Source organism: Microbacterium sp. HD4P20 (assembly GCF_019449275.2).
Taxonomy (GTDB): Bacteria; Actinomycetota; Actinomycetes; order Actinomycetales; family Microbacteriaceae; genus Microbacterium.
Window position 1 is genome coordinate 40,157 of sequence record NZ_JAHZQZ020000002.1, and the last position, 14,688, is coordinate 54,844.

At 68.9% G+C, this 14,688-nt stretch carries 13 protein-coding genes; 5 read left to right on the top strand and 8 right to left on the bottom strand.

Translation table 11 applies throughout. From position 1 onward, the window contains the following. Nucleotides 1-42 precede the first annotated feature (42 nt). Complete coding sequence (locus K0817_RS00400) at nt 43-1,008, top strand: LysR family transcriptional regulator (RefSeq protein WP_219978356.1); 966 nt, start codon at nt 43-45, stop codon at nt 1,006-1,008. A 12-nt stretch (nt 1,009-1,020) separates the two neighbouring features. Here the strand turns inward: K0817_RS00400 and K0817_RS00405 are convergent, their stop codons facing one another. Continuing rightward, the gene (locus K0817_RS00405; RefSeq protein ID WP_219978357.1) at nt 1,021-1,530 is read right to left on the bottom strand and encodes a DUF1990 family protein; all 510 of its coding nucleotides are present in this window, start codon (nt 1,528-1,530) and stop codon (nt 1,021-1,023) included. Between the two features lie 63 nt (nt 1,531-1,593). Between K0817_RS00405 and K0817_RS00410 the strand changes: the two genes are divergently transcribed. Next, on the top strand, nt 1,594-2,283 hold the full coding sequence (locus K0817_RS00410; RefSeq protein WP_219978358.1) for a DUF4166 domain-containing protein: 690 nt from the start codon (nt 1,594-1,596) through the stop codon (nt 2,281-2,283). Here K0817_RS00410 and K0817_RS00415 read toward each other — a convergent pair. The 3 genes from K0817_RS00415 to K0817_RS00425 form a co-directional block, all read right to left on the bottom strand. Then, on the bottom strand, nt 2,252-2,665 hold the full coding sequence (locus tag K0817_RS00415) for a hypothetical protein (RefSeq protein WP_219978359.1): 414 nt from the start codon (nt 2,663-2,665) through the stop codon (nt 2,252-2,254). The two genes, K0817_RS00410 and K0817_RS00415, sit on opposite strands and share 32 nt — an antisense overlap. A 77-nt stretch (nt 2,666-2,742) precedes the next feature. Continuing rightward, nucleotides 2,743-4,224 carry an NAD-dependent succinate-semialdehyde dehydrogenase gene (locus tag K0817_RS00420; protein WP_219978360.1) on the bottom strand — a complete coding sequence of 494 codons (1,482 nt, stop codon included), beginning with the start codon at nt 4,222-4,224 and terminating at the stop codon, nt 2,743-2,745. A 164-nt stretch (nt 4,225-4,388) separates the two neighbouring features. Beyond that, nucleotides 4,389-6,317 (bottom strand): FAD-dependent monooxygenase, encoded by a 1,929-nt coding sequence (locus K0817_RS00425; protein ID WP_219978361.1) that lies wholly within the window; start codon nt 6,315-6,317, stop codon nt 4,389-4,391. Between the two features lie 168 nt (nt 6,318-6,485). Between K0817_RS00425 and K0817_RS00430 the strand changes: the two genes are divergently transcribed. Continuing rightward, the gene (locus tag K0817_RS00430; protein WP_219978438.1) at nt 6,486-7,205 is read left to right on the top strand and encodes an IclR family transcriptional regulator; all 720 of its coding nucleotides are present in this window, start codon (nt 6,486-6,488) and stop codon (nt 7,203-7,205) included. Between the two features lie 6 nt (nt 7,206-7,211). Here the strand turns inward: K0817_RS00430 and K0817_RS00435 are convergent, their stop codons facing one another. Continuing rightward, complete coding sequence (locus tag K0817_RS00435) at nt 7,212-7,523, bottom strand: hypothetical protein (RefSeq protein WP_219978362.1); 312 nt, start codon at nt 7,521-7,523, stop codon at nt 7,212-7,214. 139 nt (nt 7,524-7,662) lie between these two features. Here K0817_RS00435 and K0817_RS00440 point away from each other — a divergent pair, with 139 nt between their 5' ends. Together K0817_RS00440 and K0817_RS00445 are read left to right on the top strand one after the other, a co-directional pair. Next, entirely contained in the window at nt 7,663-9,315 is a 1,653-nt protein-coding gene (locus K0817_RS00440; protein WP_219978363.1) for a thiamine pyrophosphate-binding protein, read from the top strand. Between the two features lie 165 nt (nt 9,316-9,480). Continuing rightward, entirely contained in the window at nt 9,481-11,526 is a 2,046-nt protein-coding gene (locus tag K0817_RS00445) for a primary-amine oxidase (protein WP_219978364.1), read from the top strand. A gap of 69 nt (nt 11,527-11,595) precedes the next feature. Here K0817_RS00445 and K0817_RS00450 read toward each other — a convergent pair whose 3' ends face one another. The 3 genes from K0817_RS00450 to K0817_RS00460 all read right to left on the bottom strand — a co-directional run bounded on the left by K0817_RS00450 (nt 11,596) and on the right by K0817_RS00460 (nt 14,620). Next, the gene (locus K0817_RS00450) at nt 11,596-13,077 is read right to left on the bottom strand and encodes an APC family permease (protein ID WP_219978365.1); all 1,482 of its coding nucleotides are present in this window, start codon (nt 13,075-13,077) and stop codon (nt 11,596-11,598) included. Nucleotides 13,078-13,209: 132 nt separating this feature from the next. Next, the gene (locus tag K0817_RS00455) at nt 13,210-14,010 is read right to left on the bottom strand and encodes an SDR family NAD(P)-dependent oxidoreductase (protein WP_219978366.1); all 801 of its coding nucleotides are present in this window, start codon (nt 14,008-14,010) and stop codon (nt 13,210-13,212) included. Next, nucleotides 13,997-14,620 carry a TetR/AcrR family transcriptional regulator gene (locus K0817_RS00460; RefSeq protein ID WP_219978367.1) on the bottom strand — a complete coding sequence of 208 codons (624 nt, stop codon included), beginning with the start codon at nt 14,618-14,620 and terminating at the stop codon, nt 13,997-13,999. The genes K0817_RS00455 and K0817_RS00460 overlap by 14 nt, the downstream gene beginning before the upstream one ends. Nucleotides 14,621-14,688 lie beyond the last annotated feature (68 nt).

Here is a 14,688-nt window from a genome sequence, read left to right on the forward strand (position 1 = left end):
ACGTTTCTTTAGGTTCATTCAGAACTGCTGTACGGTTTCGGCATGGCCGATCTGCAACGCCTCCGAGTGCTCCGTGCCGTCGTTCAGGCCGGCTCGATCAATCGCGCGGCAGCGCGCCTGGGTTATACCCCCTCGGCTGTGAGCCAGCAGATCAGCGCCCTCCAACGCGAGACCGGACTGACACTCATCGAGCGGCACGGCCGCGGCATCGTGCCGACGGCCGCCGGTCGCGCGGTCGCGGATCGTGCAGGTCGCGTGCTGGAGCAGCTCACCGATCTGGATGCATTGACCGACGACCTCAAAGCCGGCAGGAGCGGCACGCTCCGCATCGAGTGCTTCATGTCGGCGAATCGCGCGTGGATGCCCGACGTGGTGGCGGCGCTCGATGAGTTCAGCGACTTGCGCATCGAGATCGGTCTCGCCGAGTTGAAGGGGCAGCGGTCGATCGATCCCGATCTGCAGCTCTACATCGCCGAGTCGGTGACCGCCGGGCACGACCCCACCGCCGCCGACGGCGAGCCCGACGGCTACGTCGTCGAACATCTCCTGACGGAGGAGTACCGCGCGGTGATGTTCCGCGACCACCCCCTCGCCCGCCGGCACTCGCTCTCGATCCAGGAACTGACCGGAGAGGCGTGGATCGACAACGACCATGCACGTGGACCATGCCGCGAGATCGTGCTGGTGGCGTGCCGCGAGGCGGGGTTCAGCCCGCGATTCAAAGTGGCCGCGCCCGACTACGCCACCGCCTTCGACTATGTTGCCGCGGGACTCGGCGTCACCGTCGTTCCGCGGCTGGGGGCTTACCTGCTTCCAGCGGGAACCGTCGCCGTGCCCGTCAGCGGTGCCGGCCTCCGGCGGCGGATCATGCTCAGGTTCAAGCGGTCGATGCGCAACCATCCCGCCGTCCAACGGGCGACGGACATCCTCCGTCAGCGCGCTGCGGAAGCCGCCGCTTCTTCCGCTGCATCCTCCGCCGCGTCAGCGACTGCAGCGTACGTCGGCTGAGACGGATGCCGGTCAGCGCGAAGCCCGCCGGCGGAGAGCACGCGTGTACCGGTGGCGTGCGACAGTCTGGGCCACCACGAGCGCGGGGTAGACCAACTTCCAGAACGGCGTGCTCGCGGGCCGGGTGAGCGAGCGGATGGTCAACAGGACCACGTCGCCCTCGCGGTGAACGACGAACGCTTCTTCGCCCGAAACCGGGTGGCCGGCGAGCGTCCGGTAGGCGAAGCCGACCCGGTCGGACGTCTCGACGACATCGACCACCTCCACCGGCTCTCGGATCGAGAGGCCGAACGGATGCGCCATGATGACCGGCCGGCTTCCCTGCGTCACCGCCGTGGCCGGAGTGACGGAGAACCCGCTGCGGGTCTTCACTCCCCAGCGCAGCACTTCCGTGGTCGCCCACGCCCAGACGTCCACCCCGGTGCCGAGCACGGTCGTCCGTTCCCAACGCCGGAAGCCGACGCCCTCCTCGCGCCACGCCGGGTCACCGGGCCGGGTCAGCGAAGTCCACTCCGCGCTCATCACAGGTCGATCCTCGCAGCTGTGGCCCGGTGGCTCTTGCGTAGTCTCGAGGTGGAGGGCGGGATGACACGGATCGGCACGGGGGCGGGCGGCGCGCGACAGCCGGACCCCGGGGAGGCATCCGTCTACCAACGCGTGCTGGGTGATGAATTCGCGCTCCTGCAGCCGCGCCTGCAGACGTACTTCGGTCCCATACCGCGCGGCAGCGTCGGCGTGGGATCGGGCATCTACGAAATGGCGGGCTCGCCCGCTCGCTGGCTCAGTCCTGTGCTGGCCATCATGGCGTCGCGGCACATCCTCTTCCCAGAGTTCGAGCGCGATGTGCCGTTCGCCATCACCAATACTCCGGGGCGCGATGGAAGCCTCAGCGCCACGCGGACGTTCCGCTTCGCCCGTCGGCATCGACTCATGGAAGACACGATGAGCGTCATCGACGGGCGCCTGGTCGATCGGCTTGGAAAGCGACGAGGACTGGAAGTCGCGCTCGACCTCTGGGTCGAAGACGGCGCACTGCGCATGGCATCCACCCGTTTGGCGCTGCGGGTCGCCGGCATCCGGCTTCCCCTGCCAAGACTTGCCACCGTGCACCTCGACGAAAGCGTCGACTCCGCGGATCTCACGCTGCAGCATGTAGACGTCCGGATCACCGCGCCCCTCGTCGGCGAGATCTTCCGCTACGCCGGCGACTTCACGTACGAGCTGCGGCCCGCCTCTGACAAGGTCAGCCCCCCAGTTGATACAGGTTCTCGGTGATCTTCGTCGCACCAGTGGGCACCGGCGCACCGTCTGGCACGAGCGAGTAGACCCCCGAGCGCCCCGAGACCCCCAGCTGGCCGCCGTCGGAGCTGCACCCGACCACCCAATCTTCGTCACTCGGGTAGACGACCAGGCAGACGCTCTGCGGCTCGTCCATCCGCGCCAGCCAGAACTCGACGCCGTCATGCTCACCGACGTGGCGAGCAGAGTCCGCGTCGATGTCGTCGGATCCATCTGCGACGGCTTCCGGCAGCTCATCACCTGCCTGACGCTCGCGGTCGAGCGCCGCATACGATGTGCCACCGAGCGCGCAACCGCTCAAGAGCAAACCCAGGCACGCTGCGGCAACTGCGGCTGTCGCACGCTTCTTCGACGTCATCCTCACCCCATCCATCGGCCGACCCCGATTCTTCCATCCGGCGACGTGCCGAGGCATCCCGCGCGCCTCGCGGAGGCTCAGAAGGGGTTGGCGGTGAGCGTGTACTTCGTCTGCAGGTATTCGTGGATGCCTTCCGCGCCGCCTTCGCGGCCCAGGCCCGACATCTTCCACCCGCCGAACGGGGCGGCGGCGTTGGAGACGACCCCGACGTTGAGGCCCATCATGCCGGTCTCGAGGCGCTCGATCATGCGCTGACCGCGCGAGAGGTTCTCGGTGAACACATACGACACGAGCCCGTACTCGGTGTCGTTCGCGAGGCGCACCGCGTCGTCCTCGGTGTCGAACGGGATGATCGCCAGCACGGGTCCGAAGATCTCCTCGCGCAGGATGTCCGAACCCGGCTGGACGTCGGTAACCACGGTCGGCTCATAGAACGTTCCGGGGCCGTCCAGCGCGTTGCCGCCGGTGGCGACGGACGCACCGCGGGCGACGGCATCCTTCACCAGCGTCGACGCCTTCTCGACGGCACGGTCGTCGATGAGCGGGCCGATCGCGACGCCCTCCTCGGTGCCGCGCCCGATCTTCATGCCCTGCACGCGCGCGGTGACCCGGCGCGCGAACTCGTCGGCGACCGATCGGTGCACGATGAACCGGTTCGCGGCGGTGCACGCCTGTCCGATGTTGCGGAACTTCGCCAGCATCGCACCGTCGACCGCCTTGTCGAGGTCGGCGTCGTCGAACACCACGAACGGGGCGTTGCCGCCCAGCTCCATCGACGTGCGCAGCACACCCTGCGCCGCCTGCTCGAGCAGTCGCTGCCCCACCGGCGTCGAACCGGTGAACGAGAGCTTGCGCAGCCGGGGGTCGCGGATGATCGGCTCCGACACCGCTCCCGAGGTCGACGTCGTGAAGACATTCACCACGCCCGCGGGAAGCCCGGCGTCCTCGAGCAGCTTGGCGAACGCCAGCGTCGTCAGGGGCGTCAGCTCGGCCGGCTTGATCACCACGGTGCAGCCCGCGGCGAGCGCGGGCGCGATCTTGCGGGTCGCCATCGCGAGCGGGAAGTTCCACGGCGTGATCAAGAAGCACGGACCGACCGGATGCTGCGACACGATCATGCGGCCGGTGCCCTCGGGGTTCGCGCCGTACCGGCCCTGCACGCGGGCGGTCTCTTCACTGAACCACCGCAGAAACTCGCCGCCGTACGCGACCTCGCCGCGCGCCTCGGCCAGCGGCTTGCCCATCTCGATCGTCATCAGCAGCGCGAAGTCCTCCTTGCGCTCCTGCAGCAGATCGAACGCGCGACGAAGGATCTCAGCCCGCTCCCGCGCCGACATCGCCGCCCACGCAGGAAACGCCTCGACGGCGGCATCCAGCGCCGCCTTGCCGTCCTCGGGCGACGCGTTCGCGATCTCTTTCACGACCTCGCCGTTGGACGGGTCATACACCTTGAGCGTCTTGCCACCGGACGCCGGCCGCCACTGCCCGCCGATGAACAGGCCATCGGGAACGGATGCCAGCAGCTCGGTCTCACGGTGCTGTGTCTGATTCGGTGTCACGGGGACTCCCTTGTCGGTTCCGGATGCCACGGCTCGCCGCATCCGTCAATCGCTGTCTTTCGGCCAATTCTGCCGCTCGGAGCGGCACGGTCACATGTACTTCGAGTACAGCCGGCTCTCGGGTTTCGCCCGGCTGTACCTGCCGTCCGTCTCACGGACCGGGGTCAGCCTGCCACGGCGGCGGAGGCGTGCTGCGGCAGGAACGCCTGTGCGAGGAAGCCCGACAGCTCTCCGGTCGCGTCCAGCGGGAAGACGCCGGCGACGTACTGGTCGGGACGCACCACCACGACGACGCCGTCGCGCGAGAGCCCACGCTCGGCGAAGATGTCGCTCTCGCTCCAGGCGCTGGGCGCGGCGGCATAGATCTTCTCCCAGTCGGTGAGGCCGAGCGGTCCGGTCTTCGGGAGGAACACGTCGGGCACGCGCGAGATGTCGACGTCTTCGAAGCGCTGCTGGTAGATCGCCTTGACGTCGAATACCGCGTCGACGTCGGCCCCGGCTGGCGTGAACCGTGCGATCGGCGCCTCGGGCGACAGCATCCATTCCGCCCATCGCGACAGCGCCGACGACTCCCCCGCGGCTGCGGCATCCGCGAACGCGTAGATCCGCCAGCGGCCGTCGGCCTTGGCGTGATGCCCGAGGTGCACGACGTTGCCGTCGCACACGCGCACCACCTCGACCGACTTGAAGCGCTTGCCGAGCGGGAAGCCTTCGGCGAGCGCCTGATGGGAGGCATCCGTCACGATCATCGAGGGGCCGTACTGCGTCATGAATCCGGACGGGAACTCGGCCGTCGCGAGGTAGTACGTCGCAAGGTCCTGCGGGTCGGAGATCTCTTCGGGCTTGCGCGCCATGAGCGCCGACCACTCGCGGTCGAAGTCGATGAGCTGCTGGGCGACCGGCTGCCGCTCGGCCGAATACGTCGACAGCAGCGAGGCGGGGCTGAGGCCGGTGAGCACGTGCCCGAGCTTCCAGCCCAGGTTGAAGCCGTCCTGCATCGAGACGTTCATGCCCTGGCCGGCCTTGGCACTGTGAGTGTGGCACGCATCACCGGCGAGGAAGACGCGCGGGTCGTGACCCTGATCGACGTCGACGTCGTCGAACTTGTCGGTGACGCGGTGGCCGACCTCGTAGACGCTGTGCCACGCCACCTGCTTCACGTCGAGCGTGTACGGATGCAGGATCTCGTTCGCACGGCGGATGATCTCGTCGATCGGGGTCTGGCGCACGCGGTGCTCGTCTCGCTCGGGCACCTCGCCGAGATCGATGTACATGCGGCTGAGGTAGCCGCCCTCCCGCGGGATGTGCAGGATGTTGCCCGCGGCCGAGTTGATCGCGCACTTGGTGCGCCAGTCGGGGAAGTCGGTGTTGACCAGCACATCCATGACACCCCACGCGTGGGATGCGAATTGCCCGACGTGCCTGCGGCCGATCGCCTCTCGCACGCCGCTGCGGGCGCCGTCGCAACCGACGACGTACTTGGCGCGCACGGTCTGCTCCTGCCCCGCACGCGGCCCGCTCGTGTGTCGCACCCGCACCTCGACAGGGTGCTCGCCGCTGTTCTGATCGGCGCCGCCGAGGACGGTCAGGCCGACGAACTCGATGCCGTAGTCCGGCACGACCCGGCCCGGCCCATAGGCGGCGGCCTCGGCGAAGTAGTCGAGCACGCGCGCCTGGTTCACGATGAGATGCGGGAACTCGCTGATCTTGAACGCGTAGTCCTCGGTGCGCGCGGTGCGGATGATGTTGCGCGGATTCTCGGGGTCGGGACCCCAGAAGTTCATGTAAGCGATGTTGTAGGCCTCGGCGATGATGCGCTCGGCGAATCCGAAGGCCTGGAACGTCTCGACGCTGCGCGGCTGGATGCCGTCTGCCTGACCGAGCACGAGCCGGCCCTCGCGCCGCTCGATGATGCGCGTCGTGACGCCGGGGAACTGCGACAGCTGCGCGGCGAGAAGCATGCCGGCGGGGCCCGATCCGACGATGAGGACGTCTGTCTCGTCCGGAAGCTCCACCGGGCGATCGACGCCGGCGCCCACCGCATCCTGGATCCGCGGTTCGCCCGACACGTACCCGTGATGATGGAACTGCATGAATGTCTCCTCTGCGACGCCGCTGTCGAGGTGCTTGCGATCGTATCGCGCGTGTTCTATATTCGAACGCAACGTTCTGATTCTGAACAGATCGTATACGACAGGCTCCGCTCGGGCAATGCTCCGCCCGCGGCCGCCTCGAGACTTGTCCGGGAAGGACTTCGCAGCATGACAAACGTGGAGTCTCGCATCGCCTCCGCGCCCGCGTCGCAGACGCTGAGCCGCGGCATCCGGATCCTCGAGGTGCTCGCCGACGCACGCGAGCCGCTGTCGATCGATGATGTGGCCACCCGCCTGGAGGTGCATCGGTCGGTCGCCTACCGGCTGTTGCGCACACTCGAGGACCACGGGCTGATTACGCGCGACACCGCAGGACGCGTGCAGTTGGGCGCGCGGCTCGCCGCCCTCGCGGCCGGGGTGGCGCACGACCTGCAAGCCGAAGCCCTCCCCGAGCTAACGACCGTTGCGAACGAACTCGGCATGACGTGCTTCCTCACGGTGCTCGACCACGACGAGTGCGTCACCCTCGCCTCGATCGAACCCCGGCATGCTGTTGCCTCGGTCGCGCACCGGCCGGGCACGCGGCATCCGGTCACCCGCGGCGCCCCCGGCAAGGCGATCCTGTCGCTCCTCCCGCACGCGTCGTGGCCGGGAGACGTTCCGACGACACTGACGGAGCAGGTGACGGATGCCGCGGCGCGCGGCTGGTTCGAGAGCCACGACGAGGTGATTCCCACGCTGCGCGCCGTCGCTGTGCCGCTCGTCGTGCGCGGGCGTGGTCCGGCCGCGATCGCAGTGGTCTACCTCGCCAGTTCGCACGAGCCGGCTGAGATCGCGGCGCGGCTGGCGCTTTCGGCCGCGGCCATCCGCGACGCACTCGGCGGCTGAGTACCGCTACGCCTTCGAGACCGGGAACTCCTCGACCAGCCGCGTGTCCGAGCTCGCGACGCGCTGCGGAACGCCGGCGAACGCCTCAGCACGGGCATCCGATGCCATGTACTCCTTCTCACGGGCCAGGAAAGCCTCGGCATCGCCCTCAGCGCTGACGGCCCACACGAACTCATTCGTCTCAGGGATGCCGTAGGCGAACTCGATGGCGAAGCCGGCCGCCGGCCGGACCTTCGGCATCCATTGCCCCCACCACGCGACGAACGCGTCGTATTCCCCGTCGACGAGCGTGTACCGGCGCAATTGAATCGTCCTCATGCCTCCCATCATGGCCGAAGTCCTATACTCGACTCGTCCGGTGGCATCGTCGCCCGCCGGTGCTCGGAAAAGGGGCACGCAGCGCACACGCGCGAGACACATACGGCCTTCCATCCGTCTATGTCTCAAGGGGTTCCTCATGCCCACCGTCTCCGCCCACGTCGCCCTCACCCTCGCGCACCACATCGACCACGTCTTCGGGGTGATGGGCAACGGCAACGCCTACTTCCTCGATGCGCTCGAGCGCTCCACCGACGTGCACTTCACCGCGGTACGCCACGAGGCCGGGGGCGTGGTCGCCGCGGACGCCTTCCACCGGGCCTCCGGACGCCTCGCCGCCGCGACGGCGACGTACGGCGCCGGTTTCACGAACACGATCACGGCCCTTGCCGAGGCGGTGCAGGCCCACGTGCCGCTGGTGCTGGTCGTCGGCGACGAGCCGACGTCGGGCCCGCGCCCGTGGGACGTCGACCAGATCGCACTCGCGTCGGCCGTCGGCGCGCGCACCTACACCGTGGGCCGAACGGATGCCGCGGCCACGACCGTGATCGCGATCGAGCACGCGCTGACCTACCGGGTGCCGACGGTGCTCGCGATCCCCTACGACGTCGCGGCGCGCGACGCCGGACCCCTGCCCCAGGCGCCGGAACCGCGGCTGCCGGACCCGCTCGCGCCGACGGGAGGATTCGCGCGGGCAACGGTGCGCGAGATCGCCGAGGCGCTCGCAGGCGCCCGCCGGCCCTTCCTGCTCGCCGGCCGGGGCGCCTGGATCTCAGGAGCCGGCGATGCGCTCGGCGCCCTCGCCGACGCCACCGGTGCCCTCACGGCTTCGACAGCACTCGGTCGGGGCGTGTTCCCGCGACCCGAGTTCGACCTCGGGGTCACCGGCGGGTTCGGAGCCGAGGGCGCCATGGACCTGGCTCGTCGGGCCGACGTCGCCGTCGTGTTCGGGGCATCCCTCAATCAGTTCACTATGCGGTTCGGCGACCTGTTCGCGCCGGGGACGCGCGTGTTCCAGGTCGACGTCGCGCCCACCGCGACCCACCCCCACGTCGCGGGCTACGTGCGCGGGGACGCCCGGCTGGTCGCCGAGGCGATCGCCCACGAGGTCCGCGCGATCGCGGCCGAGCCGAGCGACTGGCGCGACTCCGTCGACATCGCGGAGGCGCGAAAGCAAGAGACCGGCGATGCCCTCGCTCCCGACGGGCGGCTGGACCCACGGTCTGTCGCGAGCCGCATCGCCGAACTGCTGCCCGAGGATCGCGTGGTCGTCTCGGACGGCGGCCACTTCATCGGCTGGGCGAACATGTACTGGCCGGTCGCATCGCCCGACCGCATGATGATGGTGGGCACCGCGTTCCAGTCGATCGGGCTGGGCTGGCCGTCCGTGCCCGGAGCAGCGCTGGCGAAGCCCGAATCGACGATCGTGCTCACCACCGGCGACGGTGGCGGCCTCATGGCGCTCGCCGACCTCGAGACGGCGGTGCGGGTCGCCGGCGGCCGCGGAATCGCCGTGGTGTGGAACGACGCGGCGTACGGCGCCGAGGTGAACCTCTACGGGCTCAAGGGGCTCGCGCAGGAGCCCATGCTCATCCCCGAGGTCGACTTCGCCGCCCTCGCCGCCGGCGTCGGCGCCGAGGGAGTCGTCGTGCGCACGCTCGACGATCTCGACCGTCTCGCGACGTGGGCGGCCGAGCCCGCGGCATCCCGCCGGTTCCTGGTGCTCGACTGCCGCATCTCGGGAACGATCGTCGCGCCGTACCAGCAGGAGATCATCCGCGTGAACTCCTAGCCGGGCCTTGCGTCGTTCAGGGGGCGCAACACGCGGCAACCCACCCCACGAGGCCGCAGAACGCGACACCCGAACCCCGCCGCGCGCCATCAGGCATCGGTCATGCACGGGCGGGCAAACGATCCGGCAGACGATCGGCGACAGTGGATCGTGGAGGAGAAGCGAATGCCAGATCACACGACCACGTCCACGCACGCTCACGACCACGCAGGCGACAACCCCGACCTGCAGCCTGCCGTCCCGCCCCGCGCGACTCCGGCGCATCCGCTGGACCCGCTGAGCGCCGATGAGATCGAACGGGCGCGCGACATCCTCGAGGAGGGCGGATTCCTCGGCCCATCGGTGCGGGTTCCGATGATGCTGCCGCTCGAGCCGTCGAAGGAGCACCTGGCGGCATGGCGAGCCGGAGCCCCGATGGACCGTGGGGTCGACGTGACGCTCCTCGACACGCAGACCGGCGCCGTGGTGGAAGCGAAAGTGTCCATCACCAGCGACACCGTGCTCGAGCATCACGAATACCCCTCGACGCAACCGCCGTACGGTCAGCCGCAGTATCTGTTCGAGGAGTATGAGCGGGCGGCCGAGATCGTCAAGGCCTCCCCCGAATGGCGAGCGGCCATAACTCGTCGCGGGCTCGCTGACCGCATCGACCTGGCGTTCTGCACCCCGCTGGCGCCGGGATTCGTGGGGCGGGCCGAGGAGGTCGGGCGCCGGATCATCCGCTCGCTCACGTTCTTGCGCGACAGCGAGGACGACATCGCATGGGCGCACCCCGTAGAGGGCCTCATCGTGCACATCGACCTCATCGAGAACCGCGTCATCGGGATCGAGGATGAGGGCGATGTCCCGGTTCCGACGGGAAGCGGGAAGTACACGCCGGATGCCGTGGGCCCGGCCCGCACCACGCTCAAGCCGATCGAGATCACCCAGCCCGAAGGCCCGAGCTTCCGCGTCACGGGATCGCTCGTGGAATGGGAGAACTGGTCGATGCGCGTCGACTTCAACGCGCGCGAGGGCCTGGTGCTGCACGACGTGCGCTTCGACGGCCGGTCAGTGCTTGCGCGCGCGAGCGTGCCTGAAATGGTGGTGCCGTATGGCGACACCACGCCCACTCGCTTCTGGATCAGCTACTTCGACGCCGGCGAGTACCTTCTCGGCAAGAACGCCAATCACCTCGAGCTCGGCTGCGACTGCCTTGGCGTCATCCATTACTTCGATGGTCACGTCGCGGACGACCACGGACACGCGGTGCGCATCCCCAACGTGGTGTGCATGCACGAAGAGGACTACGGGGTGCTGTTCAAGCACACCGAACTCGGTCCGGTGGGCGCGCACGTACGGCGCTCACGGCGCCTGGTGGTGTCGTACTTCTCGACGATCGGCAACTACGACTACGGCTTCTTCTGGTACTTCTACCTCGACGGATCCATCCAGATGGAGACCAAGGCCACGGGCATCGTCTTCGTCGGCGGCGGGGAGCCGGGCTCGCACAACAGCCATGCCCCCGAGATCGCGCGGGGTGTCTTCGCTCCCGTGCACCAGCACCTGTTCAGCGCTCGCCTCGATGTCGCGATCGACGGGGAGGACAACCGCCTCGTCGAGATCGACGCGGTGCGCATCCCGATGGGCGAAGAGAACCCGTTCGGCAACGCCTTCACCTGGAACGAGACACCCGTGCGGAGCGAGGCCGAGGCCCAGCGGGAGGCTGACACCTCGACCGCCCGGGTCTGGGAGGTGCAGTCGGCGTCTCAGCGCAACGCCGTCGGCAGGCCGACGGCGTATCACCTGGTTCCCCAGCCCACCGCGCTGCTCATGGCCGACCCCGTCTCAACGGTCGCGGCCCGTGCCGCATTCGCCACCAAGCACTTGTGGGCAACGGCGTACGACCCGGAGGAACGGTGGCCGGCCGGACGCTATCCCAATGCCCACCAGGGCGGCGGCGGCCTTCCGGCCTACACGGCAGACGACCGCTCGCTCGACGGCGAAGACATCGTGCTGTGGCACACGTTCGGGCTCACCCACATCCCCCGGCCGGAGGACTGGCCCATCATGCCCGTCGACTATGCGGGGTTCTGGTTCAAGCCGTACGGGTTCCTCGACCGGAACCCGGCGATGGACGTCCCAGAGTCCAGTCAGGCTCATGGGGGACGGGCCGGCGACGCGCAAGACGGCGGCTGCGGTCGAGGCGACGGCTGCACCTGCGGGCATTGAGCCGTTGATGCAAGAGGAAGAGACCGCGGAGATGTCCGCGGTCTCTTCCTCTTCTTCGAGCGGTGGCGATCAGACCGGAGCGAGCTCGTCGAAGCGCTCCAGGTCGTTGTTCAGCCCCTCGTAGATGTCGGGACGCTTCGTTCGCAGGTAGTGGGCGTACACCAGCCCGCCCACCACCGCGAGCACGAGAAGCCACGGCAACAGCTGCACGTAGAGGGCCTCCGAGCCTGCGACCAGCGTGAAGTTGGCGATCGCCATGATGCTGAACACCAAGAGCGCGATGAACCCGATACCGGGCGCGATGAAGGTGCTCCACCACCGCGGATCACGCTTGCGACGGAAGTACACCACCACCGACAGCGCGGCGATCGCCTGCACGATCATGACCGCGAGGGTCGCGAATCCCAGCCCCACCGGCACGAGGGTCAGCACGGGCGGGAGCGGGTTGCCCTCGGGGTCCGTCTCGACGAAGACGACGAAGATGCCTGCCACGACGAGCGAGAAGATGAAGTTCACGAGGAGCGCGCGCTGAGGTGCGCCGTTGCGGTTGGTGGTGGCGAGCCAGCGGGGCAGCACGCGAGCGCGCCCCAACGCGAACAGGTAGCGCGCGGCGGAATTGTGGAAGGCCAGCTGCGCCGCGAAGAGGCTGACGACGAGCAGCACGAGCGAGATCGCGCCGACGATGGGGCCGAGGTAGGTGTCGATCAGTATGAGCACGAGGTCTCCGGCGGCGATGCTGTCGAGCGCCGCGGCCTGCGCCTCGGGCACACCGAGCGCGCTCACGATGGCCCATCCGACGATCGCGTGGAGCACGCCGATGATGATGATCGCAGCGTACGTCGCCCGGGGAATGGTGCGGCGCGGATCCTTCGCCTCCTCGCCGAAGAGCGCCGTGGCTTCGAAGCCGATGAACGCGGTGGCCACCAGAAGGAGCCCGATCCATATCGATCCCCCGACCAGGATCGTCGGGTCGAACGCTTGAGTGAAGGCCTCGATGCTGAAGCCCACCTGCACGAGCACCGACACCGCGAAGGCGACGAGGATGGCGATCTCGAGGATGAGCGCGACACCCAGCACCGCTGCGCTGACGTGGATGCCCGAGCGGGCCAGAAGGAAGACGATGACGAAGAGGATCACGGCCGCGACGTACCAGTGCACTTCGATGCCGAAGAGCGCGGGAAGCACGACGGCCCCGGTGAAGAACCCGATCGTGCCGAGTGCTCCCGCGACGAAGAAGTTGTAGCCGAGCGTCGCGATGATGCCGGTGACCAGACCTGCCGGGCGCCCCAGCCCCTTGACGGCGATGGCGTAGAAGCCGCCGGCGCTGACGAGGTCCTTCGTGATGGCGGCATACCCCACTGCGAACAGCAGCAGCGCGATCGCCACGATGATGACGGCGACCGGGATGCCGCCGCCGTTGCCGAAGGCGATCGCCAGCGGCAGGACGACGATGGCAACGGTGAGCGGGGCGACGGCGGCCAGGACGAGGAACACGATCGATGGCACGCCGAGCTGGTTCCGCTTGAGGCTGTCGTTTTCGGGTGTAGACATGCGAACTCCTTCGGCCGGATGCAGAAGAGTCTGTCGACCGCCGTGCGGCGGCTGTTGCCGTACGGCGCGGGTTCTTTGACGCTCAGCGCACGGTGCGCCCGGCAGCGTGAAGCGTCCGCGTGGGACGCCGGCTCACATTCCGGCGCGCGCGAAGGCCGTCGTGGGCAGGTCGACGCTCGTGGCGCCGCCGTCGACCGGGATCACCGCGCCGCTGATGTAGGAAGAGGCCGGAGACGCCAGGAAGAAGATGACCTCGGCGATCTCCTGAGGCTCGGCCGGTCGCGCCAGGGGCACGTCGGCGGTGACGGTGCGGTAGGCGGCCGCCCGGTCGTCCAGTCTCGCCGCGTCGGCGAACTCGTCCATCTCGGCATCGGCCATGGGCGTGCGCACCCAGCCGGGGCAGATCGCATTCGCACGCACGCCGTCGCGACCGTAGTCTCGCGCGATCGATCTGGTCAATCCGATGAGGGCGTGCTTGGCCGTCGTGTAGCCGACCGTGCTCGGGCCGGCGGCCAGCCCTGCGAGCGAGGAGACGACGACCACGCTCCCCCGGGCCGCGCGGAGCCGGTCGATCGCGGCGCGCAGGAATACGAACGCCGACTCGAGGTTGCCCCGCATGCTGGCAGCCCAGTCCTCGTCGCTGGTATCGGCGAGCGCGGCGAACCCGTGTCCGCCGGCGTTGGCGACGACGGCATCCAGCCGACCGTGCTCCGCCATGATGGTGGCGACCGCGGCTTCGCTGTCGCGCGGATCGGCCGCATCTGCCGTGAGCGCCCGTGCGCCGATGCGCTCCGCGACTCTCTCGACGAGGGGGGCGCGGCGCCCGATGACGACCACGCGCCAGCCGGCCGCGGCGAATCGCGTCGCGGCGGCCTCGCCGATGCCCGTGCCGCCGCCGGTGATGGCGACCACCCGCTGATCATCGCCGGCCATGCTGTCCTGCCTCGCCGTGGCGTGCCGTCTTCAGTCCGTCCAGGAGGCAGCGGATCGCGCGCACGAATCGCTCGGCCGATTCGGGGTCGCGCGCGGCCGCGATCCCGGCATCCCGAAGGCTGGACGACAACAGGACCGCCAGCGACTCGGGGTCGGCGTCGGCCGAGAGCTCGCCGCGTTCTCTCGCCGCCGCCAGCTCGGCACCGATGGCTTCGCGGTAGCCGCGGGAACCGGCCCCACCACCTTCGCGGAATCCCACGAGGGCCGGGCCCGACACGCTGTAGAAACGCCCGAGCGCGCCGCCGCTCGAGAACTCGATCATCGTGCGCGCGTACTCCTCGATGCGCTCTTCCCACGCGTCGAAGGCGGCGACCCGGGCACGGGCGAGATCCAGCAGCATGCGACCCGCCCGGTCGTACGCCGCCCGCAGCATCTCGTCGCGACCGTCCGGAAAGTGCGCGTACACGGTGGCGCGTGCCACACCCGCTCGCTCCGCGATGCTCTCGATGGTGGCGGCTCCGAGGCCTCCGTCCTCGATGAGACCCAGGGTGGCGGTGAGGATGTCGTCGCGCATCACACTGCGACGTCTTTCCCGAGCGGCGGTGGTCATCGAGCCTCACTAGAACGAGAGTCTGGAAACTGGACTCCGAGTATGGCATAGTGACGCCACGACCACCA

Excerpts from the sequence above, each read along its gene's own strand:
- K0817_RS00400 (WP_219978356.1), top strand. The coding sequence starts at position 43 with ATGGCCGATCTGCAACGCCTCCGAGTGCTCCGTGCCGTCGTTCAGGCC.
- K0817_RS00405 (WP_219978357.1), bottom strand. The coding sequence starts at position 1,530 with ATGAGCGCGGAGTGGACTTCGCTGACCCGGCCCGGTGACCCGGCGTGG.
- K0817_RS00410 (WP_219978358.1), top strand. The coding sequence starts at position 1,594 with ATGACACGGATCGGCACGGGGGCGGGCGGCGCGCGACAGCCGGACCCC.
- K0817_RS00415 (WP_219978359.1), bottom strand. The coding sequence starts at position 2,665 with ATGACGTCGAAGAAGCGTGCGACAGCCGCAGTTGCCGCAGCGTGCCTG.
- K0817_RS00425 (WP_219978361.1), bottom strand. The coding sequence starts at position 6,317 with ATGCAGTTCCATCATCACGGGTACGTGTCGGGCGAACCGCGGATCCAG.
- K0817_RS00430 (WP_219978438.1), top strand. The coding sequence starts at position 6,486 with ATGACAAACGTGGAGTCTCGCATCGCCTCCGCGCCCGCGTCGCAGACG.
- K0817_RS00435 (WP_219978362.1), bottom strand. The coding sequence starts at position 7,523 with ATGAGGACGATTCAATTGCGCCGGTACACGCTCGTCGACGGGGAATAC.
- K0817_RS00440 (WP_219978363.1), top strand. The coding sequence starts at position 7,663 with ATGCCCACCGTCTCCGCCCACGTCGCCCTCACCCTCGCGCACCACATC.
- K0817_RS00445 (WP_219978364.1), top strand. The coding sequence starts at position 9,481 with ATGCCAGATCACACGACCACGTCCACGCACGCTCACGACCACGCAGGC.
- K0817_RS00450 (WP_219978365.1), bottom strand. The coding sequence starts at position 13,077 with ATGTCTACACCCGAAAACGACAGCCTCAAGCGGAACCAGCTCGGCGTG.
- K0817_RS00455 (WP_219978366.1), bottom strand. The coding sequence starts at position 14,010 with ATGGCCGGCGATGATCAGCGGGTGGTCGCCATCACCGGCGGCGGCACG.
- K0817_RS00460 (WP_219978367.1), bottom strand. The coding sequence starts at position 14,620 with ATGACCACCGCCGCTCGGGAAAGACGTCGCAGTGTGATGCGCGACGAC.